Annotated in this window: 23 protein-coding genes; 16 read left to right on the top strand and 7 right to left on the bottom strand. The window is 69.9% G+C overall.

The features are described 5' to 3' along the window. Positions 1–596 precede the first annotated feature (596 nt). The 8 genes from ABDW59_RS00225 to sctT all read left to right on the top strand — a co-directional run bounded on the left by ABDW59_RS00225 (position 597) and on the right by sctT (position 6865). The gene (locus ABDW59_RS00225) at positions 597–1376 is read left to right on the top strand and encodes a GNAT family N-acetyltransferase (protein WP_343627283.1); all 780 of its coding nucleotides are present in this window, start codon (positions 597–599) and stop codon (positions 1374–1376) included. Further along, positions 1373–2287 carry a hypothetical protein gene (locus tag ABDW59_RS00220; protein WP_343627282.1) on the top strand — a complete coding sequence of 305 codons (915 nt, stop codon included), beginning with the start codon at positions 1373–1375 and terminating at the stop codon, positions 2285–2287. Before ABDW59_RS00225 ends, ABDW59_RS00220 begins: the two co-directional genes overlap by 4 nt. A gap of 25 nt (positions 2288–2312) precedes the next feature. Then, on the top strand, positions 2313–3530 hold the full coding sequence (locus ABDW59_RS00215; protein ID WP_343627281.1) for a HAMP domain-containing sensor histidine kinase: 1218 nt from the start codon (positions 2313–2315) through the stop codon (positions 3528–3530). Then, positions 3527–4219 carry a response regulator gene (locus ABDW59_RS00210; RefSeq protein ID WP_343627279.1) on the top strand — a complete coding sequence of 231 codons (693 nt, stop codon included), beginning with the start codon at positions 3527–3529 and terminating at the stop codon, positions 4217–4219. The genes ABDW59_RS00215 and ABDW59_RS00210 overlap by 4 nt, the downstream gene beginning before the upstream one ends. Beyond that, the gene (locus ABDW59_RS00205) at positions 4216–5067 is read left to right on the top strand and encodes a hypothetical protein (protein WP_343627278.1); all 852 of its coding nucleotides are present in this window, start codon (positions 4216–4218) and stop codon (positions 5065–5067) included. The genes ABDW59_RS00210 and ABDW59_RS00205 overlap by 4 nt, the downstream gene beginning before the upstream one ends. Further along, on the top strand, positions 5058–5708 hold the full coding sequence (gene sctR / locus ABDW59_RS00200) for a type III secretion system export apparatus subunit SctR (protein WP_343627277.1): 651 nt from the start codon (positions 5058–5060) through the stop codon (positions 5706–5708). Before ABDW59_RS00205 ends, sctR begins: the two co-directional genes overlap by 10 nt. 70 nt (positions 5709–5778) lie before the next feature. Continuing rightward, the gene (gene sctS / locus ABDW59_RS00195) at positions 5779–6051 is read left to right on the top strand and encodes a type III secretion system export apparatus subunit SctS (RefSeq protein ID WP_343627276.1); all 273 of its coding nucleotides are present in this window, start codon (positions 5779–5781) and stop codon (positions 6049–6051) included. A gap of 4 nt (positions 6052–6055) precedes the next feature. Then, a complete protein-coding gene (gene sctT, locus ABDW59_RS00190) occupies positions 6056–6865 on the top strand; it encodes a type III secretion system export apparatus subunit SctT (protein ID WP_343627275.1) in 810 nt (269 codons plus the stop codon). On the opposite strand, the gene ABDW59_RS00185 is transcribed toward sctT, so the two are convergent. Continuing rightward, positions 6855–7823: a LysR substrate-binding domain-containing protein gene (locus tag ABDW59_RS00185; RefSeq protein ID WP_343627274.1), complete on the bottom strand. Its 969-nt coding sequence runs from the start codon at positions 7821–7823 to the stop codon at positions 6855–6857. The genes sctT and ABDW59_RS00185 overlap by 11 nt on opposite strands. Positions 7824–8043: 220 nt before the next feature. On the opposite strand from ABDW59_RS00185, the gene ABDW59_RS00180 reads away from it, so the two are divergent. The 5 genes from ABDW59_RS00180 to ABDW59_RS00160 all read left to right on the top strand — a co-directional run bounded on the left by ABDW59_RS00180 (position 8044) and on the right by ABDW59_RS00160 (position 14137). Beyond that, positions 8044–9048 carry a tripartite tricarboxylate transporter substrate binding protein gene (locus ABDW59_RS00180; protein WP_343627273.1) on the top strand — a complete coding sequence of 335 codons (1005 nt, stop codon included), beginning with the start codon at positions 8044–8046 and terminating at the stop codon, positions 9046–9048. Between the two features lie 67 nt (positions 9049–9115). Continuing rightward, complete coding sequence (locus ABDW59_RS00175; protein ID WP_343627272.1) at positions 9116–10729, top strand: altronate dehydratase family protein; 1614 nt, start codon at positions 9116–9118, stop codon at positions 10727–10729. Between the two features lie 70 nt (positions 10730–10799). Then, on the top strand, positions 10800–12251 hold the full coding sequence (locus ABDW59_RS00170) for an NAD-dependent succinate-semialdehyde dehydrogenase (protein ID WP_343627271.1): 1452 nt from the start codon (positions 10800–10802) through the stop codon (positions 12249–12251). Beyond that, positions 12251–13051, top strand: coding sequence for a 4-hydroxy-2-oxoheptanedioate aldolase (hpaI, locus tag ABDW59_RS00165; protein WP_343627270.1), 801 nt, complete (start codon positions 12251–12253; stop codon positions 13049–13051). The genes ABDW59_RS00170 and hpaI overlap by 1 nt, the downstream gene beginning before the upstream one ends. A gap of 21 nt (positions 13052–13072) precedes the next feature. After that, positions 13073–14137, top strand: a complete 1065-nt coding sequence (locus tag ABDW59_RS00160) for a tartrate dehydrogenase (protein ID WP_343627269.1) — start codon at positions 13073–13075, stop codon at positions 14135–14137. Positions 14138–14258: 121 nt separating this feature from the next. Here ABDW59_RS00160 and corA read toward each other — a convergent pair whose 3' ends face one another. The 6 genes from corA to ABDW59_RS00130 form a co-directional block, all read right to left on the bottom strand. Then, positions 14259–15227, bottom strand: a complete 969-nt coding sequence (corA, locus tag ABDW59_RS00155) for a magnesium/cobalt transporter CorA (RefSeq protein WP_343627268.1) — start codon at positions 15225–15227, stop codon at positions 14259–14261. An 83-nt stretch (positions 15228–15310) separates the two neighbouring features. Further along, positions 15311–15763: a GNAT family N-acetyltransferase gene (locus tag ABDW59_RS00150; protein WP_343627267.1), complete on the bottom strand. Its 453-nt coding sequence runs from the start codon at positions 15761–15763 to the stop codon at positions 15311–15313. A gap of 289 nt (positions 15764–16052) precedes the next feature. Further along, positions 16053–16721: an ABC transporter ATP-binding protein gene (locus tag ABDW59_RS00145; protein ID WP_343627266.1), complete on the bottom strand. Its 669-nt coding sequence runs from the start codon at positions 16719–16721 to the stop codon at positions 16053–16055. After that, a complete protein-coding gene (locus ABDW59_RS00140) occupies positions 16718–18493 on the bottom strand; it encodes an iron ABC transporter permease (RefSeq protein WP_343627265.1) in 1776 nt (591 codons plus the stop codon). Before ABDW59_RS00140 ends, ABDW59_RS00145 begins: the two co-directional genes overlap by 4 nt. 34 nt (positions 18494–18527) lie before the next feature. Beyond that, entirely contained in the window at positions 18528–19520 is a 993-nt protein-coding gene (locus ABDW59_RS00135) for an extracellular solute-binding protein (protein ID WP_343627712.1), read from the bottom strand. Between the two features lie 242 nt (positions 19521–19762). Beyond that, positions 19763–20761, bottom strand: a complete 999-nt coding sequence (locus ABDW59_RS00130) for a LysR family transcriptional regulator (RefSeq protein ID WP_343627264.1) — start codon at positions 20759–20761, stop codon at positions 19763–19765. Between the two features lie 184 nt (positions 20762–20945). Here ABDW59_RS00130 and ABDW59_RS00125 point away from each other — a divergent pair, with 184 nt between their 5' ends. From ABDW59_RS00125 to ABDW59_RS00115, 3 genes are all read left to right on the top strand, one after another. Further along, positions 20946–21203 carry a hypothetical protein gene (locus tag ABDW59_RS00125; protein ID WP_343627263.1) on the top strand — a complete coding sequence of 86 codons (258 nt, stop codon included), beginning with the start codon at positions 20946–20948 and terminating at the stop codon, positions 21201–21203. 342 nt (positions 21204–21545) lie between these two features. Continuing rightward, positions 21546–22799: a Fic family protein gene (locus ABDW59_RS00120; RefSeq protein ID WP_343627262.1), complete on the top strand. Its 1254-nt coding sequence runs from the start codon at positions 21546–21548 to the stop codon at positions 22797–22799. Positions 22800–22825: 26 nt separating this feature from the next. Further along, positions 22826–24064, top strand: a complete 1239-nt coding sequence (locus tag ABDW59_RS00115) for a Fic family protein (RefSeq protein ID WP_343627261.1) — start codon at positions 22826–22828, stop codon at positions 24062–24064. The last annotated feature ends 3 nt before the right edge of the window (positions 24065–24067 follow it).

The raw sequence follows: 24067 nt of genomic DNA, 5'->3' as shown, positions 1-24067 counted from the left end.
TCACCCCAACCCCTCTCCCGCAAGCGGGCGAGGGGCCAAGTCGGCACCGGCCCCGTTGCCCGATCACACCGCTTCCCCAGAGCCCCTCTCCCGCTTGCGGGAGAGGGGTTGGGGTGAGGGCCGTGCCACACCAGAGCCCCCATCCCCCCCACCCGACCCCACCGCTCCCTCCGAGCCCCTCTCCCGCTTGCGGGAGAGGGGTTGGGGTGAGGGCCGCGGCACACCAGAGCCCAGTTCCCCCGACCTCCCTATCGCGCCTCGCCCCCCGCCGATGTCCGCCCCTCCTTCCCCCGCTGGCGCCGTCCCCCACCCGAGCGCCACCCTCCAAGCTCTGGCCCGCGCCACCGGCCCGCTCCCGCGCCAATGGCAGTTGGAGATCACCACCGGCCACCAAGCCCCCTTGACGCTCCACGCCGAGCGCGCCACGGGCTGGACGCTTGCCGTCCAGCTCCCTGCCGCCCAACCCGTGAGCGCCGCCCAGCTGGACCGCCTCGCGACCCGCCTGACCCGCGGCGGCATCGCGGTGGATTCCCTTCGATCCGACGCCCACGCCAAGACCACGCCCTCACGTTCGCCCCGCCCCGAAAGGACCACCGATGACGCTCACGACGACGACGCCCACGATGACGCCCCTCACCGCCGTGTCCGCCGTTGACGAGACCGCCGCCGTGACTACCATCGCGCCTCCTCGCGCGGTCCTGGTGCGCCCGTCCGCGCCCCCTGCGCCGACCGCCCTTCCCCGCCTGCCCGAGCACCCACCCGCCCCCTGGCTCCTTGGCCCACGCCTGCGCCTGCGCGAGTTCTGCTCCGCCGACTTCCACGACCTCATCCGCATGCACGCCGATCCACGCGTGCGCGCTCACCTGCTCGACGACCATCCGCTCGACAAGACGCTGACCGCCTGGCAGTTCCTGGTCTCGATCAGCCGCGTCTACCGCGCGCATGAGGGACTCGGCATCTGGCACGCCTCCACGGTCGACGCCGACGCCGACGCCGACCGCTTCATCGGGTGGTTCAACCTCATGCCCCTGCCCGCCCGCGGCGCTGACGCCGTGGAGCTCGGCAGCCGCCTGATGCCCGACGCCTGGGGCGGCGCACTCGCGCTGGAGGGCGGCGAGCTGCTGCTTGACCACGCCTTCGACACGCTCACGCGCGATCGCGTCTGGGCCACCTGCGATCCCGCCAATCGCTCAGCCCGCGGCTGCCTGTCGTCGCTCGGCTTCACCGAGGACGGCATCGACGACTACGACGGCCGACCCGCGGTCTACGCCCGCATCGATCGCAGCCGCTGGCTGTCATGGCGAGGCCTGCCACGCCGCGAGCGCCTGCGCATCGCGCGAGCTGAGCGCCTCCAACGCGAGGAGCAGCGCGCATGAGCGGCTCCCCATGGACCGTTCCCGCCGTCGGCGCCGCCGAGGCGGCCGGCGGATCGCTCGCGCTTTGGCGACAAGCGCAGGCGCAGATGGACCAGCTCGCCGCGCCCGCCTCGACGCCAAACGCCTCGTCCTCCGATGCACGCCACGACGACGCCGCGCTTGCGCAAGCCGTTCCGCAGACGCCGAACACCGCTCAAGCCCAGCCCGCGACGCCGCATCGACTGAGCAGTCTTCAACTCGACCCGACGCATCTGGCCCGCTCGCTACGCCCGAACGAGGAGCCGCCTCGTTCCGCCCCTCGCGACTCGGACGACGCCGACGACTCGACCATCGACCGCGACGCTCTGTCTTCATCGACCTCCGCCGCCCTCGATCCTGAGCACTGGCTCCCCGCGCTCGCGCGCCGTTGGTCGCGCAGCGAGTCCGCCGCGGCGCGCCAGGCGCTGCAGCTCGCGCAGGCGCAGTGGTCGCAGGGTCGGCGCGTGCTGCTGGCCTGCAGCGCGACGGGCAGCACCGCGACGACCGGCGCGACCAACGCCAACGAATCCGACGGATGGGCCGCGCTCCTGATGGGCCGAGCGGCCCGCGCCGGGGGCGCGATACGCCTCACGCTCGACGGACCGCGCTGGCCGATCCGTCTGTCGTGGCGCGACGGTCTGCCCGCCGAGCACTGGAGCTCGACCCGTGCCGTGAAGCAGGCCGCCGGCCTGGCATGGCAGATGACGCCGGTGCTCGAAGCCGGCGCCGCGCGCGCCGATGTCGCGCTGCTCATCGGCCCCGCGCTTGAGACCGAGCGCCGCTGGGAGCGCCTGGGGATCCGCCTGCCGCATGGCGCGGGCTTCCGCGCCGCGCTCGGCGCGCAGTGGAGCCTCACGCTCATCGCCACGCGTGGCTGCTGGATGGACCGCTGATCGGGCAGCCACGGAGGACCTCACCATGACCGTCGCCATTCAACCCGTGCCCCTGTCGACGTCGACATTGCCGACATCGACGCCCGCGCCCATGCGCTGCTCCCCGGCCGAGTGGGTCCGCCTCATCGACGAGCCCGCATTGCACCTCGCCGACGCAGAGTCCAGCGGCGACGGCGCCCGCGACGGCGACCACCGCATCGACAGCGCCTGGGCCTCACCCGCCCTGCGCCGCGCGTGCGCCGATCTCGACGAGCACCCGTCCCCCGCCGCCATCGAGCGTGCGCTGCCCGGCCTCATCGAGGCCTTGAGCGCGTCGGGCCTGGCCCCGGCGCCCGGCGGTGCCGGCCCCGTCGACTTGGCGCTCGGCCCAGACTCCGCCTGGGACGCCCGCGCGGTCTCGCTGCCCGACGGCTCCCGGCTCCTCCTGCTGCGCAGCCGCCGCGAGCGCGTGCGCGCCTTGCAGCGTCAGCTCGACGACCGAGAGCAGCTGCTCTTCACCTCCCGCGTGATCTCCGTCGGCGAGATGGCGACCACCCTCGCCCACGAGCTCAACCAGCCCATCGGCTCGGCCAACAACCTGCTGCGCGGCCTGCGCATGCGGCTCTCCCGCCGCAGCGGCCCGGCCGCCCTCAGCGCGCAGGAGTCCGCCGCGCTGGAGCAGTCCATCGAGCAACTCATGTTCGCGTCCCGCGTCATCGCCCGGGTGCGCGAGTTCACCCACTCCCGCCAGCCGCGCCAGCAGCGCATCGATCTGGGCGAGCTCGCGCGCGAGTCCGCCGCGCTGCTCGACTGGGACCTGCAACGAAACGGCGTGCGCCTCTCGCTGGATCTCCCCGACGCGCCGCTGCACGTGCGCGGCGACGCGACCATGCTCCAGCAGGTGCTGGTCAACCTGATGCGCAACGCGCTCGACGCGATGCGGCAATCACCGCCGCCCGATGCGCCTCGACTGGCGCTGATCCTTCGCCCCGCCGACACCGAGCTCGACGCCACGCTCACCGTCCGCGACAACGGCTGCGGCCTGTCGGAGTCGACCGAGAGCCGGCTCTTCGTCCCCTTCAACTCGACCAAGCCCTCCGGGATGGGCGTGGGCCTGGCGATCTGCCGCTCCTTCGTCGAGCTGCACCAGGGCCGGCTCTGGTTCACCCGCAACGAGGACCGCGGCTGCAGCTTCCACGTGGACCTGCCGCTGATCCCGGAGAGCGACACCCCCGCATCCATCCATCAGGGAGAACAACGATGAAAACGCAGCTCCAGAGCGCCGGCGCCGCGCCGACGCCGCACATCTATCTGGTCGACGACAACGACGACTTCCGCGCCTCCGCGATGTTCTGGCTGGACGCCGCCGGCTATGAAGTGCACTCCCACGGCGACGCGCGCGAGGCGCTGGCCGCGATGGCCGCGCACCCCGCCGGGCGCCAAGGCTGCGTGCTGATGGACGTGCGCATGCCCGAGGTTTCCGGGCTGGACCTGCACGACCGCATGACCGAGCGCGGCCTGCGCCTGCCCGTCGTCTACATGAGCGGCCATGCTGACGTGGCGCTCGCGGTGCGCGCGATGCGCAAGGGCGCGGTGAGCTTCCTGGAGAAGCCGCTCGACGAGACCGCGCTGCTGGAGGCGCTGCGGATGGCCTTTGATGCGGCCGCGCGACAGCCCGGCGAGGACGACGTCGCTCCTGGCGCCGAGGCCGCCTCGGCCGACCCGACCACGCAGGCCGCGCGCGACGAGTTCCTGCGCCGCGAGTCCACGCTCGCGCCGCGCGAGCGGGAGGTGCTCGCCTTCGTCATCCAGGGCATCTACAACAAGAACATCGCGGACCGGATGAATCTCTCGGTCAAGACCATCGAGCTCTACCGCGCGCGCGGCATGGGCAAGATGGGCGCGAGGTCCGTGGCCGAGCTGACCCGCATGATGGTCAGCCGTCGCGCATGAGCGCCGCCATCCTTCCGCCCGACGCGACTGCCGCAGCCGGCGCGCCCACGGCGTCCGTCGACGACGGCTACGCGCTGGTCGCGGCGACGCCCGCCGGCCCCGTGCGTCTGAGCTGGGGGCCCGGTGTCGGCAACGCCGCACAGGCGGCCGTCGCGCTGCACGCGCTGGGCGATTGGCTGGAGCAGCTCGAGGACTGGCTCGCGCCGGAGCAAGGCCTCGACTGGTGGCCCATCGACGATGCGGTCCATGCCTTGCGGCAGGTCGGGGTCGACTGGATATCCGCCGCCGTCGACACGGACACGGTAAGCCTGTCGCTGCCTTGGCCGAGCCTGCGCGAGCTGCCCGAGCCTCCCGATGCGTTGCGCTTGCAATGGCCGGCGCTGCCCGCCGAGCTCCTGCTCGCCCGCCAGCCGCTGCCGCCGGAGGCGCCCGACCAGATCGAGCCGGGCGCGGTGCTGCTCCTGGAGCCCAGCTTCGAGCCCGCATGGATCGTGTCGCTTCGTCGCTCGGGCGCCGATGACGACTCGGACCCGGGTCGCCCGCTGGTCTGCGATGGCCGCCTCGCCTGGCCGACCCCCGTGACGCCCCCGCGACGCGAGGCGACCCGCCCGCGCCTGGAAGTCCGCATGCGCTTGCCGACGCTCGTCCCGGTCCCGCTCCTTGCCGGCTGGCATGCGCGCGACACGGCTTTCCCCGCCGACGCGCCCGCCACGCTGCACCTCATCACCGTCGACGGCCACGATGCGCTCATCGCCGAGGGTCAGCTCCTGCCCTGGGGCCGCGGCCACGCCCTTCGAATGACCGACGTGGCGGTCGACGCGCGTTCCGACAAGCTCTCATGGACCTGAACACCTTCTCCCCGTCCTCGGCGCTGCTGACCGTCATCCTGCTGGCGCTGGCGCCCTTCGTCGCGGTGATGGTGACCTCCTTCACCAAGCTGGTCGTCGTCTTCGGTCTGCTGCGCAACGCGCTGGCGCTGCAGCAGACGCCGCCCAACATCGTGCTCAACGGCCTGGCGCTGGTGCTCAGCGTCTACGTGATGTATCCGGTCGGCGTGCAGATGCAGCAGCGGCTGGGCGACTCGCCGGTGGGCAACACCGCCTCGGCCATGCTCTCCGCCGCCGACAAGGCCAAGGAGCCGTTGCGCGAGTTCCTCGTCAAGCACACCCGCCCGCTGGAGCGCGCCTTCTTCCTGAAGACCGCCCGCAAGGCCCTGGACCCCGCGTCGGCCGAGGCGCTCACCGACCGCGATTTCATCGTCGTCGTGCCGGCCTTCACCGTCAGCGAGCTCTCCGTGGCCTTCGAGATCGGCTTCCTGATCTTCCTGCCCTTCCTCGTCATCGACCTGGTCATCGCCAACATCCTGATGGCCATGGGCATGCAGATGCTCTCGCCCACCACCGTGTCCCTGCCCTTCAAGCTGCTGCTGTTCGTGCTGATCGACGGCTGGGTGAAGCTGGTCCACGGCCTGGTGCTGACTTATCACTGAACGGCGCCAAGCGACGCTGAAAACGCGCTGAACGACGCTGAGCGACCCTGAGATCCCCTGAAGGACGCCGATGAACGCCGAGGTCATTCAACTCACGCAGCAGGCCCTGTGGTTCGTGCTGCTGCTGTCCGCGCCGCCCATCGTGCTGGCCGCGATCGTGGGCCTGCTGGTCGCCTTCGTGCAGGCCGCCACGCAGTTGCAGGAGCAGACCCTGCCCTACCTGCTGAAGTTCGTCGTCATCGTGTTGACGCTGTTCATGACCGCCTCGCTGCTGGGCGGCGGGCTGTACCAGTACGCCGACCGCGTCTTCAGCGACTTCGCCAGCCTGGTCACGAAGCGCTGAGACCGTGGCGGACTACTTCGGATCGCTCACGCTGACTCAGGCCCTGCTGCTATGGGGCCTGTGCGCGGCGCGCATCATCGGCGCCTTCCTGCTGATCCCGCTGTTCACGCAGGAGGTCGTGCCGCCGCTGGTCCGCAACGCCGTGTTCATGAGCCTCGCCGCCCTGGCCATGGCGCTGCAAGGCCCCGCGCTGCTGAACGCGCAGATGCCGTGGGGCGATTCGTGGGGGCTGCTGCTGCGCTTCGGTCGCGAGATCTTCCTGGGCGTGGCGCTGGGCTTCTTCTGGGCGGTGATGCTGTGGGCCTTCGAGGCCGCCGGGCAGATCATCGACACCAAGGTCGGCGCGACCCTGGCCCAGATCGTCGATCCGCTGGGCGGCCATCAGACCTCGCTCAGCGGCGCGCTGCTGTCACGCCTGGCGGGCTGGGTCTTCATGAGCGGCGGCGGCTTCATGCTGATGGTCGGCAGCCTGCTCGACAGCTACACGCTGTGGCCGATGAGCACGCGGACGCTCACCCTGCTCCCCAAGAGCCAGCTGCTCTTCGAGACCGCCTTCGGCCAGCTGATGGCGCTCGCGCTGCTGATCGCGGCGCCGGCGCTGCTGCTGTCCTGGGTGATGGACCTGGCGCTCGGTCTGGTCAACCGCTTCGCGCCGCAGCTGAACCTGCAATCGATCGCGAGCTCGCTGAAGATGATCGCGGTGCTGTGGCTGCTGTGGGCGCAGCTGGCCTTCCTCGCCCAGGTGCTGAGCGAGCACCTGATGGCGCAGCCGGGCGAGCTGCGCCTGATGATCCAGCGGCTCTTCAGCCCTTGAGGGGCGGCTTGCGCTTGCGCTTGGTCTTGGCGCTGGCCGCCACCTCGCGGCAGCAGGCCATGAACTGCTCCGTCGCGGGTGTCGCCTTGCGCTGGCGCAGCGTGAGCAGGCCCACCGGCGGAAGTTCGATGGGCACCGTCACCGGCAGCGATTTCGCCAGCCCTTCGGCCTCCAGATAGCGCGCAACGTTCTCCGCCACGAAGGCCGCCGCGCCGCGTTGGCGCAGGAAGGTCAGCGTGACCAGGAAGGACGCGCTTTCGATGATGTCGGTCGGCGGATCCAGCCGCTCCTGATAGAACATCTGATTGAGCTTGATCCGCGACGAGGCCCAGGGCGGCGGCATCACCCAGGGCACCTTGGCCAGCTCCGCCCACCCCGGCTTGCGCATCGCCGCCAACGCGTGATCCGGCCGCACGACGATGCGCATCTGCTCCTCATAGAGCGGCTCCGTCTCCAGATCCGGCGAGGCGTAGCCCGGCTCCAGCCGCGCGACGATCACATCGAGCTCGCCCACGCGCAGCCGCGGCAGCAGACGCGTGAGGTCGCCCTCCTCGACATAGACCGTGGTCAGCGACGAGCGCTGCTTGAGCCGCTCCACCGCCTGCGCCACCAGCCCCGGCGTCGCCACGACCATCGTCCCCACGCTCACCCGGCCCGCCGCGCCGCTGGCCACGGCGGCGATCTCGTCGCGGGTGCGGGCGTAGTCCGACAGCACCGAGCGCGCGAAACGCACCACCGCGTCGCCGAAGGGCGTGGGCTCGGTGCCGCGCGTGGAACGGGTGAAGAGCTCCAGCCCGAACATGCGCTCCACCTCGGCCAAGGACTTGGACACCGCCGGCTGCGTGTGCGACAGGAACTCCGCCGCGCGGCCAAGGTGGCGGAACTGGTCCAGCGCGACCAGCAGCTGCAGATGCCGCAGCTTCAGGTTGGAACGGAGGACGCGATCGATCTGGCTCATGGCGCCGGATCTTAGCCACGCCGCCCCGTCATGGCTTGATTCACTCCATGCCGTTTTCGGCATGAAGGCTGTCCAGTTCTTCAATTGAGTCGAATGAAGCGGATGCCCACAATCCGATCACACGAAATGCCCGTGAACCGTCCCGCCTCAATGGCGATCGGCGTTCCGCGAGGCCCCGAGCCCATGGAGGCCCCAGCACTGAGGGCCAGGAGACATTGAGATGAAGAAGAGCATTCGCATGGACCGCCGCCGGGTCTTGATCGCCGGCGCGGCCGGCCTGGGCGCCAGCGCCTTGTCGCTGCCCCGCCTCGCCCACGCCGCCGCCTATCCGAGCGAGCGCGCCATCACCTTCATCTGCCCCTGGCCCGCCGGCGGCACCGCCGACATCACCATGCGCGCGCTGTGCATGGCCGCCGGCAAGGCGCTGGGCCAGACCATCATCATCGAGAACCGCGCCGGCGCCTCCGGCATGCTGGGCACCAAGACGCTGTCCACCTCCAAGCCCGACGGCTACACCATCGGCCAGATCCCTATCTCCGTTACGCGCTTCGCTCAGCTGCGCACCGTGCAGCTGGACCCGCTCAAGGACCTGACCTACCTGGCCCGCGTCAACGGTCAGACCTTCGGCCTGGCGGTGCGCGCCGACTCGCCCTGGAAGACGCTGGCCGACTTCGTCGCCGCCGCCAAGGCCAAGCCCGGCCTGCTGACCTACGGCAGCGCCGGCATCGGCGGCGCGACGCATGTGGGCATGGAAGAGTTCAACCTGCTGGCCGGCATCCAGCTCAACCACATCCCCTACAAGGGCGGCGCTCCGGCGCTGCAGGACCTGCTGGGCGGACAGGTGGACGCGGTGGCCGATTCCAGCTCCTGGGCGCCGCACGTCAAGTCCGGCAAGCTGCGCCTGCTGGTGACCTGGGGCGAGTCCCGGACCAAGGACTTCCCCAGCGTGCCGACGCTCAAGGAGTCCGGCTACAACCTGGTCGTCGACGCCCCCAACGGCATCGGCGCGCCCAAAGGCATGGACCCGGCCGTCGTCGCCAAGCTGCGCGAGGCCTTCCGCAAGGCCGTCACCGATGCCGACTTCCTGGCCACCTGCGATCGCATCGACACGCCGGTGATGTACCTGGACCAGCCCGATTACGAGAAGTACATCGCGGCCACCTACCGCAAGGACACGCAGCTGATCGAGCGCCTGAAGCTGCGCGAGCTGCTCGCCAAGGGTTGAGGCGATACGCGCTGACGATCAAGTCGCTGCTCACGTCGCCGCCGCCACGTCTCACCAGAGCTCCCCGATGACCGCATCCTCCGAATCCGCCGTGAGCGCCGCAGGTGCCGCCGGTGCCACCACCTCCGGCGCCGTCGCCGCCGCGCAGGCGGCCATCGCCAGCGCCTCGCCGCTGCTGCGCCTGCATCGAGACGACAACGTGCTGATCGCCCGCCAGGTGCTGACGCTGGGTCAGGAGCTGCCGGAGTTCGGACTGCGCCTGAAAGCGCAGGTCCCGGCGGGCCACAAGATCGCCGCGCGCCGCATCGCCCAGGGCGAGCCCATCCGCAAGTACAACGCAGTGATCGGCGTGGCCGCGCGCGACATCGAGCCCGGCGACTACGTGCACGCGCACAACATCGCGCTCGTGGAGTTCGACCGCGATCCGGCCTTCGGCGCCGACGTGAAGCCGGTCGACTATCTGCCCGAGGATCGGCGCGCGACCTTCATGGGCATCGTGCGTGCCGACGGCCGCGTGGCGACTCGCAACTTCATCGGCATCCTGGCCTCGGTGAACTGCTCGTCGACCGCGATCAATCGCATCGCCGAGCACTTCACGCCGGAGCGGCTCAAGGACTATCCGAACGTCGACGGCGTGGTCGCCTTCGCGCAGACCGCCGGCTGCGGCATGTCCTCGCCCAGTCCCCACTTCGACCTGCTGCGCCGCACGATCGCGGGCTATGCCAAGCATCCCAATCTGGGCGGCGCGCTGATCGTCGGCCTGGGCTGCGAGCGCAACCAGGTGGCGGGGCTGGTCGAGTCCCAGCATCTGGTGCCCGGCGAAACGCTGCAGACGCTGGTCATGCAGGACACCGGCGGCACCCGCGCCACCATCGAAGCCGGCATCCGCGCGGTCGAGGCGATGCTGCCGCTGGCCAATCGTGTGGCGCGCCAGCCGGTCAGCGCGGCCCACCTGAAGATCGGCCTGGAGTGCGGTGGATCGGACGGCTTCTCCGGCATCGGCGCGAATCCCGCGCTGGGCGCGGCCATGGACATCCTGGTGCGCCACGGCGGCACCGCGATCCTGTCCGAGACGCCGGAGATCCACGGCGTCGAGTACATGCTCACCCGCCGCGCGGTCAGCCCCGAGGTCGGTCAGAAGCTGCTCGACCGCCTGGCCTGGTGGGAGGACTACACCCGCGGCCACAACGGCCAGTTCAACGGCGTGGTCGGCCCGGGAAACCAGGCCGGCGGTCTGGCCAACATCTTCGAGAAATCGCTGGGCTCCGCGATGAAGGGCGGCACCACGCCGCTGCAGCAGGTCTACGAGTACGCCGAGCCCATCGACCAGGCCGGCTTCGTGTTCATGGACTCGCCGGGCTACGACCCGGTCGCCGTCACCGGTCAGATCGCCAGCGGCGCCAACCTGATCTGCTTCACCACCGGGCGCGGCTCGATGTTCGGCTCCAAGCCGGCGCCGACGATCAAGCTCGCCAGCAACACGCCGATGTTCACGCGCCTTGAGGAGGACATGGACATCAACTGCGGCCAAGTCATCGACGGCACGCTGACCATCGAGGAGATGGGCCAGCAGATCTTCGAGCACATCCTGCGCGCGGCCTCCGGCGAGTCGACCAAGAGCGAGCTGCTCGGCCTGGGTGACCACGAGTTCGTGCCCTGGCATCTGGGCATCGTGAGCTGATCGCGCGACACGCGCCTTCGCCGCCTCGCCTCTCCGCCCCTTCATTTCCTCCCGCTTTCCGCTCCCCCTCATGAAGACGCAGAACCACATCGCCGGTCGCTGGTGCGACGCGGCCGCGGGCGACCGCTTCCCGGTCGTCGATCCGGCTGACGACAGCCGCATCGCCGAGGTCCCCGACAGCCGCGCCGACGACGCCCGCGCCGCGGCGGACGCCGCGCACGCCGCCTTCCCCGGCTGGCGCGCCGTGCCGGCCAAGCAGCGCGCCGCGATGCTCAAGCGCTGGAACGATCTGATCCTGCGCGACCAGGACCGCCTGGGCGCGTTGATCTCGCAAGAGCAAGGCAAACCGCTGGCCGAAGGCCGCGCCGAGGTCGCCTACGCCGCGAGCTATGTCGAGTGGTTCGCCGAGGAAGCGACCCGCATCAACGGCGAGGTCATCCCCGCGCCGGTGCAGGGCCGCCGCATGCTGGCGCTGCGCGAGCCGGTCGGCGTGGTCGCCGCGATCACGCCCTGGAACTTCCCCGCCGCGATGATCGCCCGCAAGATCGCGCCCGCGCTGGCCGCCGGCTGCACCGTGGTCGCCAAGCCGGCCGAGGACACGCCGCTGACCTCGCTGGCGCTGGTCGATCTGGCCGTCGAGGCCGGCCTGCCGGCGGGCGTGCTCAACATCGTCTGCGCCTCGCGCGAGCGCACGCCCGAAGTCGTCGACGTCTGGCTGGCCGACGACCGGGTGCGCAAGATCACCTTCACCGGCTCGACACCGGTGGGCAAGCATCTGGCGCGGGAGTCCGCCTCCACGCTGAAGAAGCTCTCGCTGGAGCTGGGCGGCAACGCGCCCTTCATCGTCTTCGACGACGCCGACGTGGACGCGGCGGTCGAGGGCCTGATGGCGGCCAAGTTCCGCAACGGCGGCCAGACCTGCGTGTGCCCGAATCGCGTCTTCGCGCAGCGCGGCATCCATGACCGCTTCGTCGAGAAGCTGGCGGCGCGCGTGGCGGCGCTCAAGGTCGGCCCGGCCAACCGCGCCGACTCGCAGATCGGTCCGATGATCAACGCCCGCGCGGTCGACAAGATCGAGCGCCATGTGATGGACGCGGTCGAGCGCGGCGCCCTGGTCGCGGCCGGCGGACGCCGCATCCGCGACGACGTCGCCGCCGGCCCCAACTACTTCGCGCCGACCGTGCTGACGAACGCGACGACGTCGATGCTGCTGTGGCAGGAGGAGACCTTCGGGCCGGTAGTGCCGGTCTTCCGCTTCAAGACCGAGGACGAGGTCGTGGCCGCGGCCAACGACACGCCCTTCGGGCTGGCCGCCTACTTCTACACCCGCGACATCGCGCGCGCCTGGCGTGTCGCCGACGCGCTGGAGAGCGGCATCGTCGGTCTGAACGAAGGCGCCATCGCGGCCGAGGCCGCGCCCTTCGGCGGCGTCAAGGAATCGGGCTACGGCCGCGAGGGCTCGACCCACGGCCTGGAGGACTACCTCCACATCAAGTACGTCTGCCAGGGAGGGCTGTCCTGATGAACCTCGCCAACACCTTCAAGCAGGCGATCCAGGCCGGCCGGCCGCAGATCGGCCTGTGGCTGTCCATGGCGCAGGCCTACAGCGCCGAGGTCTGCGCGACCGCCGGCTTCCAGTGGCTGCTGATCGACGGCGAGCATGCCCCCAACGACCTGACCAGCACGCTGCAGCAGCTGCAAGCCGTCGCGCCGTATCCCTCGCACCCGGTGGTGCGCGCGGTCAACGCGGACAAGGACGGCATCAAGAAGCTGCTGGACATCGGCGTGCAGACGCTGCTGATCCCCATGATCGACACCGCCGAGCAGGCCGCCGCCGTGGTCGCGGCCACGCGCTATCCGCCGCTGGGGGTGCGCGGCGTCGGCGCCGCGGTGGCGCGGGCCTCGCGCTGGGGACTGCGCCGCGACTACCTGGACGAGGCCGACGGCGACGCCTGCGTCCTGGTGCAGGCGGAGACCGCGACCGCGCTGAAGAACCTCGAGGCCATCTGCGCGGTCGACGGCGTGGACGGCGTGTTCATCGGCCCGGCCGACCTGGCCGCCTCCATGGGCCATCGCGGCAACCCGGCGCATCCCGAGATTCAAGCCGCCATCGAGGGCGCGATCCGCACCATCGTCGCCAGCGGCAAGGCCGCCGGCACGCTGACCGGCGATGCGACGCTCGCCAGGCGTTACCTGTCGCTGGGCGCGCGCTTCGTCGCGGTGGGCATTGACGTTACGCTGCTGGCGCAGGCCACCCGTCGCCTGGCCACCGATTTCGAGCTCGCCCCGCCGCAACCGGCGCCCACGGGCTCGCCCTACTGAACTGCACGTGAAAGAACGACCATGAGCAAGACCTACAAGATCGCCTGCATCGCCGGCGACGGCATCGGCAAGGAAGTGATGCCCGAGGGCCTGCGCGCGCTGGAAGCCGCGGCCAAGCGTTTCGACATCCAGCTGGAGCTCACCCACATCGAGTGGGCCAGCTGCGACTACTACCAGCAGACCGGCCAGATGATGCCGGACGACTGGAAGGCCCAGCTGCAGCCGATGGACGCGATCTTCTTCGGCGCGGTGGGCTGGCCGGCGACGGTGCCGGACCATGTGTCGCTGTGGGGCTCGCTGCTGAAGTTCCGCCGCGAATTCGACCAGTACATCAACCTGCGTCCGGTGCGACTCTTCGACGGCGTGCCCTGCCCGCTGGCCAACCGCAAGCCCGGCGACATCGACTATCTCGTGGTCCGCGAGAACACCGAGGGCGAGTACACCAACCTGGGCGGCGTGATGTATGCGGGCACCGATCGCGAGATCGTGATCCAGGAATCGGTCTACTCGCGCTTCGGTGCGGACCGCGTGCTGAAGTACGCCTTCGACCTGGCGCAGTCACGGGATCGCAAGCATCTGACGGTGGCGACCAAGAGCAACGGCATCGCGATCTCCATGCCGTGGTGGGACGGTCGCGCGGACGCGGTCGGCCAGGCCTATCCGTCGGTCACGGTGGACAAGCAGCACATCGACATCCTGTCGGCGCGCTTCGTGCTGCAGCCGGGGCGCTTCGACGTGGTGGTGGCCTCCAACCTCTTCGGCGACATCCTGTCCGACCTGGGCCCGGCGACCACCGGCACCATCGGCCTGGCCCCGTCGGCCAACCTGAATCCGGAGCGCAACTTCCCCTCGCTGTTCGAGCCGGTGCACGGCTCCGCGCCCGACATCTATGGCCAGAACATCGCCAACCCGGTCGCCATGATCTGGTCGGGCGCGCTGATGCTGAAGTTCCTGGGCGAGGAAGCCGCGCATGATGCGATCCTCGCGGCCATCGAGAAGACGCTGACCGCCGGACCGCGCACGCGCGACCTGGGCGGCAACGCCGACACGACCGAGATGGGCCAGGCGATCGCCGCGCTGATCTGATGATCGATGTGACGGTCGATCTGACGATCCGATGATTTGGGGTTCGCCGCCGCGATGTCGACTGCCCATTGAGGGGTCGGGCGGTTCCTCGTCCCTTAGCGAGGGGGCCCCGAAGACCCTCTCACAACCACCCCGCCTTCCTGAACCTCCAGAACAGCACTCCGCAAGTCGCGCTGATGACCCCGAGCGCCGCCGGATACCCCCACCGCCACTTCAGCTCCGGCATCACCTCGAAGTTCATCCCCCAGATCCCCGCGAACGCCGTCGCGGCCGCGAAGATCCCTGCCCAAGCCGCCAGCCGCTTGGTCGTTTCCGAATCCTCGATCGCCGCCATCGACAGATGGACCTGGATCGCCGTCGTCGCCGTATCCCGCAGCGAATCCAGCGCCGACTGCATCCGCTCCAGATGGTCGTAGACATCGCGGAAATACTCCCGCGTGTCCTCGCAGATCGGCGGCACCCGCCCCCGCACCAACTTGCCGACGGCATCCAGCAACGGCGACACCGCATGCTTGACCAGCGTCACCCGCTGCTTGAGCTCATACACGCGGCGGATGTTCTCCCGCGTCACGCCCGGCTCGAAGATCTGCGCCTCGATCGCGTCGAGCTCCGCCTCCAGCGCCTCGATCACCGGGAAGTAGCGATCCACGACCGCGTCCATGATCGCGTACATCACGAAGCCCGGACCGCGCTTGAGCATGTGCGGCTCCTTCTCCGCGCGAGCGCGCACGCCGAGCAGGCTCTGCGCCACGCGATTGCGGATGGACAGCACGAAGTTCCGACCCGCGAAGATCGACACCTCGCCGGTGCAGAGCTCGTCGGTCGGGGTGAACTGCACCGTCTGCATCACGGCGAACAGCGTGTCGCCGTACTCCTCCACTTTGGGCCGCTGCTGGCCGTGCAAGGCGTCCTCGACGGCGAGTTCGTGCAGGTCGAACTCCTCTTTCATCGCGAGGACCTCCTCCGGTGCCGCATCGCGCAGCGCGACCCAGACGAAGCAATCGGGCAGCTTGAGGTAATCGCTGATCTCTTCCGGCTTGATGTCGGCCAGCCGGCGGCCGTCGCGATAGGCGACGCAGTTGATGAGCATGACGGGTTTCGATCGTTCTCGTTGCCCGCGAGCGTAGCCCGGGACGGATCAAGACGGCATCAAGAGAAACCGAGGGGCGAGGCTCAGCTAGGCAGCAGCTCCAGCACTTCGTCGCCGAAGCCGTCGCGCTCGCCGGTGGGGCGCCAGCCCAGGCGGCGGTAGAAGCCGTGCGAGCGGTGGGACGGATCGTCCGAGCAGCCGAGGAACAGCCGCTGGTGGCCGAGGCCCCGGAGGTGGTGGACGGTGCGGTTCAGGAGGATGCGGCCGAGGCCTTGGCCTTCGAACTCGGGGAGCAGCGCGAGCACGACGATCTCGCCGCTGGCGGCGTCGCCGAAGCAGTAGCCGGCCATCAGGTCGCCGGACATGGCGATGAAGCCGGGGAGATCGCCATCGCGGACTTGGGCGGACCAGGAGGATTCGGTGATGCCGAGTTCGGCCAGGCGGGAAGCGGAGATGGCGTTCTCGCGCGTGCGGCCGCGGAGGTCGATGCAGGCGGGGATGTCGGAGGGGGCGGCGGGGCGGATGGGAAACGTCATGGGGAGAGCGTAGCCGGAAGACCCTCACCCGCAAGCGGGCGAGGGAGTAAGAAGGCTGGGGCCTGCCAAGACCCCGAAGACCCTCTCCCCTGCCCTCTCCCTCAAGCGGGAGAGGGAGTAACGCAGGCTCGGCCATCAGCCATCAGCCATCAGCCATCAGCCATCAGCCATCAGCCATCAGCCATCAGCCATCAGCCATCAGCTATCGGCCGTTCAACGATGACGCCTGAGCGCTGTCGTCTCCCTCTCCCGCCTGCGGGAGAGGGCGGGGGAGAGGGTCTTCGGGATCTCACGACGCTCGCCATTCAGCCAGCCTCCCCTCCCCCATCACCCCGATCCAATCCGCCATCGCTTCCGCCTCCTCCGGATCGTGCGTCACCATCAATGCCGTCTGACCGGCATCCCGCAGGATCCCCCGGACCTCCCCCACCAACCGCCCTCGCGTCTCCCCATCCAGACTCGAGAACGGCTCATCCAGCAACAGCAGCTTCGGCGACGGCGCGAGCGCCCGCGCCAGCGCGACGCGCTGCTGCTGACCACCAGAAAGCTCATGCGGCATGCGCGCCCCCAGCGCGTCCAGACCCACCAGCGCGAGCAACTCCCGCACGCGCCGATCGCGCGCCTCGCGTTTCCAGCGGCGCAGACCGAAGCCGACGTTCGCCGCCGCATTCAGATGCGGGAACAGCGCGATCTCCTGGAACAGCAATCCGACCTGCCGATCCTCCGGCGCGAGCTGCGTGACGGAATCCGACAAGGTCCGGCCATCCAGCGCGATGCGTCCGGCGGCGAGCGGCTCGAAGCCGGCAATCGCGCGCAGCGCCGTGCTCTTGCCGCAACCCGATGGCCCGAGCAGGCAGGCGATGCCGCCCAGCGGCAGCGACAGCGACAAGCCGCGCAGCACCGGCGTCTGGGCGCCGGGATAGCGGACATGGAGATCCTCAAGGGCAAGCGTCGTCATGTCGCCTCCTTCATGGGAATGAATGGGGCCGACGGCCCATCGCCCGCCCGGGACAACTCGGTATCCGGCGAAGGCGTGGCGCGCCCGTCAGGCGGCTCGGGGACGACGGAGCCAGCAGAGGCGATCGGCTCCCGGCTCAACAGGAGCACCGCCGGCAGGCCCACACCCACGATCAGCAGCGCTGCCAGCGCGCCGTGCTCGTAGCTGCCGCGCGCGGCCTCGGCGTAGAGCAACGTAGGCAGCGTCTCGACATTGGCCGGGCGCAACAGCAGCGAAGCCGGCAACTCCTTCATCACGTCGATGAAAACCAGCAGCGCGCTCGTGGTCAACGCGGGCCGCAGCAGCGGCAGGTGCACGCGGCGCAGTGTGCCCAGCGGCGATTCGCCCAGGCTGCGGGCGACCTGCTCCAGGGGCACGGGGATGCGCGACAGCCCCGCCTCGATGCCGCCTATCGGCAGCGCGATAAAGCGCATCACGCCCGCGGCGACCAGCACCACGCCCAGGCTCATCAGCGGCAGCCCCGGCAGGCCGAGCGCGCCCGCGATCCATCCATCGAGCGCGAGCGCCGGCGGTAGCAGCCCGATGGCCAGCACCGTGCCAGGAATCGCGTAGCCCAACGCGGCCGATCCCAGCCACCAGGCGCGGCCTCCCGATGCACCGGCCGCACCGGTCGAGCGCCCCGCCCACGCCACGACCAGACCGGCGGCGACGGCGATCGCGGTCACGGCCAGCGCGAGCAGCGCCGAGTGCGTCGCTCCTGAAAGCACTTCGGCGGAGAGCCCGTAGCCCTCGACCGCGCGCTTCCACGCGAGCACCGCCAGATGTCCCGCCGGCAGCACGAAGCCGATCAGCACGGGCAAGGCCGCCGCCGTCGTCGCGAGCCAGGCCCGCGCGCCGCGTAGCGTCTGCCGCGGCGCGGGCCGCATCGCGCGCAGATGGCTGGACCGCCGATGACGGCGGCCCTGCCGCTCCAGCGTCACCAGCAAGGCGACGAGCGCCAGCATCGCGCAGGCGATCTGAGCGGCCGCGCCGAAATCCGAGCGCGTCACCCAGGTCGTGTAGATCGTCGTCGTCAGCGTGGTGACGCCCAGGAACTCCGAGGCGCCGACATCGTTCAGCACCTCCAGCAGCACCAGCCCCACGCCGACCGCGAGCGCCGGCCGCGCCATCGGCAAGGCCACGCGGCGGAACGCGCCCCATGGCCCCTCTCCCAGCAGCCGCGCGGCCTCCATGAGCCGCGCCGGCTGGGTCGAGAACATCGCCCGCATGCTGAGGTAGACGTAGGGATAGAGCACCGCCGACAGCACCAGCACCGCGCCCGGCGTGGAGCGCGCATCCGGCAGCCGGAACTGGCGCGGCGAGTCGAAGCCCAGCAGCGTCCGCAGCAGGCTTTGGAAGGGGCCGATCGGATGCAGCAAGTCGACGTAGCTGTAGGCGGCGATGTAGGTCGGCACTGTCAGCGGCAGCAGCAGCGCCCATTGCAGGACGCGACGGCCGGGGAAGTCGGCGCGCGTGACCAGCCAGGCGCAGCCGGTGCCGACGACCGCCGTCAGCAGACCGACGCCGGCCAGCAGCGTCGCCGTGCGCGCGGCGGCGCCGGGCAAGACGTGCGCCATCAGATGCGACCAATGCGCGGTGCCGGCGCCCAGCGCCGTCCAAGCCAAAGCCGCCAGCGGCGTCAGCACCGCCAGCGCGATCGCCGCGGCGGTCGCGGCCCAGAGCGGACCGACCGCGCGCGGCCGGTGCAGGGCCCGGCTGAGGATCGAGCTCACGCCTCCAGGGCTCCTGGGCTCATGAGGCAGGCGCTCACTGGTCGAAGGCGACCTTGTCGATCAGCAGGCTGGCCTGCTTGCGATGACGGGCGATCTCGGTCAGCGCCAGCGAATCGACCTTGACCGGACCGATGGCCGACTGGATCAGCGGATCCAGCGCGACGCCGGCCCGCACCGGGTACTCGTAGTTGATCTGCGCGTAGAGCTGCTGTGCGGGCTCCGACACCAGGAACTCCACCAGCGCCTGCGCCGCGGCCTTGTTGGGCGCGTGCTTGGCGACGGCGGCGCCGCTGATGTTGACGTGCGTACCCGCGCCGCGCGGCGCGAAGGTCGGCTTGAGCACCTGGATGCCGTCGCCCCACTTGCGCGCGTCGCTGCCGGGCTTGGCCGACTTCATCTGGCCCACGTAATAGGAGTTGGCCAGACCCACGTCGCAGACGCCGCCCAGGATGTCGCGCGCCACGTCGCGGTCGCCGCCGGTGGGCTTGCGGCCCAGGTTGGCCTTGAGGCCGCGCAGCCATTGCTCGGTCTTGGCCTCGCCGTCGTGGGCGATCATCGCGGCCACCAGCGCGGTGTTGTACGGGTGCTGGCCCGAGCGCGTGCAGACCTTGCCCTTCCACTTCGGATCGGCCAGATCCTCATAGCGGATCGGTCCCGACTTCAGCCCCTGGTCGGCGTAAAGCACGCGGGCCCGCATCGACAGCGCGGTCCACTGGCCGTCCGTCGCGCGCAGCTTCGCGGGCACGGCGGCGTCGACCTCGGCCGACTTCAAGGGCTGCGTCACGCCGCCCTCGACCAGATCGATCAGGTTGCCCACGTCCACGGTCATCAGCAGGTCGGCCGGCGAGCGCGCCCCCTCGGCCTTGACTCGCTCCAGCAGGCCGTCCTTCACGAACACGGTGTTGACCTTGGTCCCGGTCTTGGCGGTGAAGGCCGACAGCAGCGGTTGCACCAGCGCGACCTCGCGCGTCGTGTAGAGCGTCAGCTCGCCGCCCGCAGGGACACTGGCCCGCGCGGCCAGCGGCATGAGCGTCGCTGTCGCCAGCGCGAGCACGCTGGCGGCGCGAATCGGAGAAAGGGCATGGGAACGGGGATGGCGGCTCATCGTCGGGTCTCCTGCTCGAGCGTCTTGGGGACGCGGGGATGGCAATCGGGTCGATGAGAATCGCTCTCATCTGGGAGCTGCGCAATGTAGGGGGCCGGCGCGACGCGCGGCAAGTCGCCAAAAACTGCGGCGGGCCGCAGGAAGGACCGAGGTCGCGCCGCGCCTCAGCCGAAGCTGGCGGACTGCGGCATCGCCCGCGCCGCGGCGATGACGGCGGAGATCGCGGAGATCTCCCCGCGCAGCCAGCGCTGCGCCGGATCCGGATCCGCGCGCACATGCCAGACCTGGCTGATGTCGATGCCGCGCAGCGCGAAGGGCACCTGGCGGCTGGCCAAGCGGTCGCTCAGGCCGATGGCGGGGACGAAGGTGTCCGGCAGCACGGTCAGCAGGTCGGACTGCTGCACCGCCAGCGCGCCGGTGAAGAAGCTGTTCACCGTCATCGCCACCGTGCGGCGGCGGCCCAGCAAGGCCAGCGCGTCATCGACGAAGCCATGCGGCCGACCCGCGAAGTTGACGCGCAGATGCTGGGCCGCGCAGTAGGCGTCCAGCGTCAGCGCGCCGGGCTCGGCCAGCGGATGGTCCGGCCGCATCACGCAGACGTAGCGGCCCGAGTAAAGCGCCTCGCGGCGCAGCGCGGCGCTGTCGTCCTCGACCAGCAGCTGCTCCGTCAGATCGGGGAAGAAGCCGATCGCCAGGTCCGCCCAGCCCTGCTCCAACAGCTCGCGCGGATCGCGCGTGGTCAGCGGCACCACGCGCAGGCCGACGTGCACGCCCTCCTTCAGGAAGCGCTGTGCCAGACGCGGTACGACCAGGGCTGCCGTGGCGTCGGCCATGGCCAGCGTGAAGCTGACCTCGTTGCCCACGGCGCGCGGATCGAAGGGTTGCGGCTCCAGCGCCTGCTGCAGGCTGGACAGCGCGCGCCGCACCACGGGCCACAGCGCCTGCGCATGCGGGGTGGGCTCGACACCGGTGGAGCTCGGAATGAAGAGCTCCTCATGCGTGGCCTCGCGCAGCCGGCGCAGCGCGTTGCTGACGGCGGGCTGGGTGATGGACAGGCGGTGGGCGGCGCGGGTGACGTGTCGCTCCTCCATGACCACGTCGAAGACGCGCAGCAGGTTGAGGTCCAGCGTGCGGAAGTTGACGGGGCGGGCGGGGCTGCTCATGGGGCCGGATGCTAATTGCGTCACGGGTCATTTCCGTCCGTGATGACCCGATTCGGAGACGCAATTGGCGCGCGCTACGTAAAAACCGCAACATGCAGGCCATGGAAGACGGCGATGCGACCCGCGACGCCGGCTCCTCTCGAAGACCCAGACCGATCCGACTCCTCTACTCGAAGGAAACATCATGACCGCCACGACGCTCAATGCCGCTCCCCAAGTGATGGCCGCCGACTTCGCCCGGGCCGGCAACGCCAGCGTCGCCGGCGAGCGCGTGGTGGGCGTGCTGCTGCGCGCCAGCCGCGGCTTCTTCCGCGCCGTCAACACCGTCGCCGAGCTGCGTCCCCGCGCCATGCTGCTGCAGGCAGCCGAAGAGCAAGGCGCCGAGCGCCCGGATCTGGCCTTCTCGCTGCGCCGCGCCGCGCGCAACGGCTGGATGTACTGATCTCTCTCTCAGGGCGCCGCGAGGCGTCCCGCTCCTGCAGGGAAGGCCGGACCGCGAGGTTCGGCCTTTTCCTTTTGGGATGCGCTTTGGGATGCGCTTTGGGACGCGCTCGGGGGTGCGCTTGCTCGCCCGCGTCATTCACGTTGAAAACGACGCCGCGCCATTCGATCCGGTGACCGCCCTGTTGCGCGCATGACGCACGCGGTCGACGAACTTGCGTCGCGGATCTCGAATAGATCAAACCTCCCTCGCGCCAGAGGCCGTTGGCCCCCTTCCCTCGAAATCGCCGCTCCGCCGAGCTCCCAACATGGATGGCTTCCTGTTGGTGAAGTGAGGTGTGTGATGAACGAGATGAACACGGCGAGCAGTCCGGCCTGCTCGTGCGGCCCCGCCGCGATGTATCCGCCGCCGCCGAGATCGGGCGGGTTGAGCGCCCGCGAGCCCGATGCGACCTATCTGGCGCCCAAGCCCAAGCGGCCGGCGTGGTCCGACGCGTCGGTCGCGCTGTTTGCTGCGCTGGGCCGACCGGCGAAGCTCCGACCCCTAGCGCCCTTTCGCCGCGAGTTCGTCGACCGCTACGTCCCCAACGAAAGCTCGCTGCTGCCCCCGGAGCTCGCCCATCAATTGCATCGGGCGGCCGCCTGGAACGAAACCTTGAAGCGAGGGGCATTCGGGCGCGCCGTGCGCGAGCCCTTCGTCATTGACCTGGCCTGGTCGTCGTCCCTGCTCGAAGGCAACACCTTCACGCGTCAGGACACGGAATCGCTGTTTGGGCTCAGCCCCTTGCTGCTTCAGGGCGGGGGCGCCGCGCACGGCGAAGAGATCCAGATGCTGATCAACCACAAGTCGGCCATCGAGCACCTCTTGAACTGCGCGCCGAACTCGAATCTCTGCATGGAGCTCGTGTTCGCCGTGCATGACCGGCTGATGGACGGCCTGCTGGACGACGTGGCGGATCAAGGCCGCGTCCGCCGGCATGCGATCGAGATCCGAGGATCCGTGTTCGAGCCCGAGCAAGATCCCGCCGCGCTGAACGAGTTGCTGGAGCAGATTCTCGAGAAGGGCGCGGCCGTTCGGAACCCTGTCGAGGCGGCGTTCTTCCTGTGGGTGAGCCTCGCCTACCTGCAAGCCTTCGCGGACGGCAACAAGCGCACCAGCCGCCTGATGGCCAACGTGCCGCTGCTGCTGCACAACTGCGCGCCGATCTCCTTCGAGGGCATCACCGAGCTCGAGTACGGGCTCGCCATGGTCGGCGTCTACGAGCGAAACGACCTCAGCGCCGCGATCGACGTCTTCGCCTTCACCTACCGGCGATCCATGCAGAAGTACGTCGCCATGATGGCCAATCGACCGCTTCCCGACCCACGCGCGATGCGCTACCGCGCGCAACTTCGCCGCGTGATGAAGGCGGTCGTGATCGAGCGCAAGTCCGTGGCCGCGGCCATCGTCCAGGAATGGATGAGCCCAAACGAGGCCGCGGAACTGGCCGAGCTGGTGGCCGAGCGTCTGCCGGCGCTTCAGGCCGACAGCGGTCCCCGCTACGAGCTCGACAGCGCGCGCATCGACGCCTGGATCGCCGCCGGCCGGCCGTATTGAACGCTTGAACGAATCGCGAGGTCCCCATGAACCCGACGACTTACACCGCGCCGCAAGGCGCGGGATCGGCATACCGTTTCATGCCGCTGAACGCGATGCCGCATCAGGCTCGCGAGCCCGATGCGACCTACTTGGCGCCCATTCCCCGACCGCCCAGTTGGTCCGAAGCCTCCCGGTCGCTGCGTCTCGCGCTCTCCGGGAACGCCAATCTGCGCGACCGCGCCGAGTACCAGCGCGCCTTCGTTGACCGCTACATCCCGAACGAGTCCTCGCTCCTTCCGCCCTCGCTCGCCAAGACGCTGTACCGGGCGGCGTTCTGGCAGGAGCCGCTCCCCTACGGCACGGTGGGCGTGCGGATGATGGACGAGTTCCTGCTCGACCTGAGCTGGTCCTCGTCGCGGCTGGAAGGCAACGCCTACAGCCGCGACAGGACGGCGGAGCTGTTCGCGACCCTGGATCAGGGTGGCACGCCCGAGGACGCCAGCATCGATGCGCAGATGCTTCTGAACCACCGCAACGCCATCGATTTCCTTGTGCGACATGCTTCGCTGGAAGGCGTGACTCGGCGCGTGACGCAGGACGTCCATGGTCTGCTGATGGAGGGGCTGCTCGGTGATCCCCGGGATCTCGGACAAGTGCGTCAGCGCATCGTCGCCATCGGCGGCAGCAGCTATCGACCGCCAGCCGTCCCCGCGCTGCTTTCCGAGATGCTCGAGCACATCGTGTCCAAGGCGGCGCGTACAAGGAATCCGGTGGAAGCCGCCTTCTTCCTCTGGGTCAATCTCGCCTACCTGCAGGCCTTCGTCGACGGCAACAAGCGCACCAGCCGCCTGATGTCCAACGTCCCGCTGATGCGGCGCAACTGCGCCCCGTTGTCCTTCATCGACGTCCAGTCGGAGGATTACGGTCTGGCCATGCTGGGCGTCTACGAACGGCTGGATCTGTCCGTCGCTGTCGACCTGTTCGAGTGGGCCTACACGCGCTCCATGCATCGCTACATCGCGATGCTGGATCCGCTTCCGGTCATCGATCCGGTGCGACTGCGGTACCGCGCACAGCTTGGAGACACCATGCGCGCAGTCGTCGTCCAGCGGCAATGCGCCCAAGCGGCCATCGAGAGTCAGGACATTCCGCGTTGCGACCGCAGCCGATTCGAGGCGCTGGTCCACAAGGAGATCGCGGCGCTACACGAGAACCACGGCGCCATCTTCAGGATCCGGCATGAGCAGGTCACCGACTGGATCGCCGCCGGCCGTCCGCATTGACGT

The organism is Roseateles sp., from assembly GCF_039595295.1.
Taxonomy (GTDB): domain Bacteria; phylum Pseudomonadota; class Gammaproteobacteria; order Burkholderiales; family Burkholderiaceae_C; genus Roseateles.
Note: the sequence above shows the minus strand (reverse complement) of the source record. Positions and strands in the feature narration are given on the sequence as shown.

Bases quoted from the DNA above. Each gene is read 5' to 3' on its own strand.
- ABDW59_RS00215 (WP_343627281.1), top strand. From the start codon at position 2,313: ATGACCGTCGCCATTCAACCCGTGCCCCTGTCGACGTCGACATTGCCG.
- ABDW59_RS00205 (WP_343627278.1), top strand. From the start codon at position 4,216: ATGAGCGCCGCCATCCTTCCGCCCGACGCGACTGCCGCAGCCGGCGCG.
- ABDW59_RS00180 (WP_343627273.1), top strand. From the start codon at position 8,044: ATGAAGAAGAGCATTCGCATGGACCGCCGCCGGGTCTTGATCGCCGGC.
- ABDW59_RS00135 (WP_343627712.1), bottom strand. From the start codon at position 19,520: ATGCCGCTGGCCGCGCGGGCCAGTGTCCCTGCGGGCGGCGAGCTGACG.
- ABDW59_RS00160 (WP_343627269.1), top strand. From the start codon at position 13,073: ATGAGCAAGACCTACAAGATCGCCTGCATCGCCGGCGACGGCATCGGC.
- ABDW59_RS00210 (WP_343627279.1), top strand. From the start codon at position 3,527: ATGAAAACGCAGCTCCAGAGCGCCGGCGCCGCGCCGACGCCGCACATC.
- ABDW59_RS00185 (WP_343627274.1), bottom strand. From the start codon at position 7,823: ATGAGCCAGATCGATCGCGTCCTCCGTTCCAACCTGAAGCTGCGGCAT.
- ABDW59_RS00120 (WP_343627262.1), top strand. From the start codon at position 21,546: ATGAACGAGATGAACACGGCGAGCAGTCCGGCCTGCTCGTGCGGCCCC.
- ABDW59_RS00225 (WP_343627283.1), top strand. From the start codon at position 597: ATGACGCTCACGACGACGACGCCCACGATGACGCCCCTCACCGCCGTG.
- ABDW59_RS00145 (WP_343627266.1), bottom strand. From the start codon at position 16,721: ATGACGACGCTTGCCCTTGAGGATCTCCATGTCCGCTATCCCGGCGCC.
- ABDW59_RS00115 (WP_343627261.1), top strand. From the start codon at position 22,826: ATGAACCCGACGACTTACACCGCGCCGCAAGGCGCGGGATCGGCATAC.
- ABDW59_RS00175 (WP_343627272.1), top strand. From the start codon at position 9,116: ATGACCGCATCCTCCGAATCCGCCGTGAGCGCCGCAGGTGCCGCCGGT.
- sctR (WP_343627277.1), top strand. From the start codon at position 5,058: ATGGACCTGAACACCTTCTCCCCGTCCTCGGCGCTGCTGACCGTCATC.
- sctS (WP_343627276.1), top strand. From the start codon at position 5,779: ATGAACGCCGAGGTCATTCAACTCACGCAGCAGGCCCTGTGGTTCGTG.
- hpaI (WP_343627270.1), top strand. From the start codon at position 12,251: ATGAACCTCGCCAACACCTTCAAGCAGGCGATCCAGGCCGGCCGGCCG.
- ABDW59_RS00150 (WP_343627267.1), bottom strand. From the start codon at position 15,763: ATGACGTTTCCCATCCGCCCCGCCGCCCCCTCCGACATCCCCGCCTGC.
- ABDW59_RS00125 (WP_343627263.1), top strand. From the start codon at position 20,946: ATGACCGCCACGACGCTCAATGCCGCTCCCCAAGTGATGGCCGCCGAC.
- ABDW59_RS00170 (WP_343627271.1), top strand. From the start codon at position 10,800: ATGAAGACGCAGAACCACATCGCCGGTCGCTGGTGCGACGCGGCCGCG.
- corA (WP_343627268.1), bottom strand. From the start codon at position 15,227: ATGCTCATCAACTGCGTCGCCTATCGCGACGGCCGCCGGCTGGCCGAC.
- ABDW59_RS00130 (WP_343627264.1), bottom strand. From the start codon at position 20,761: ATGAGCAGCCCCGCCCGCCCCGTCAACTTCCGCACGCTGGACCTCAAC.
- ABDW59_RS00220 (WP_343627282.1), top strand. From the start codon at position 1,373: ATGAGCGGCTCCCCATGGACCGTTCCCGCCGTCGGCGCCGCCGAGGCG.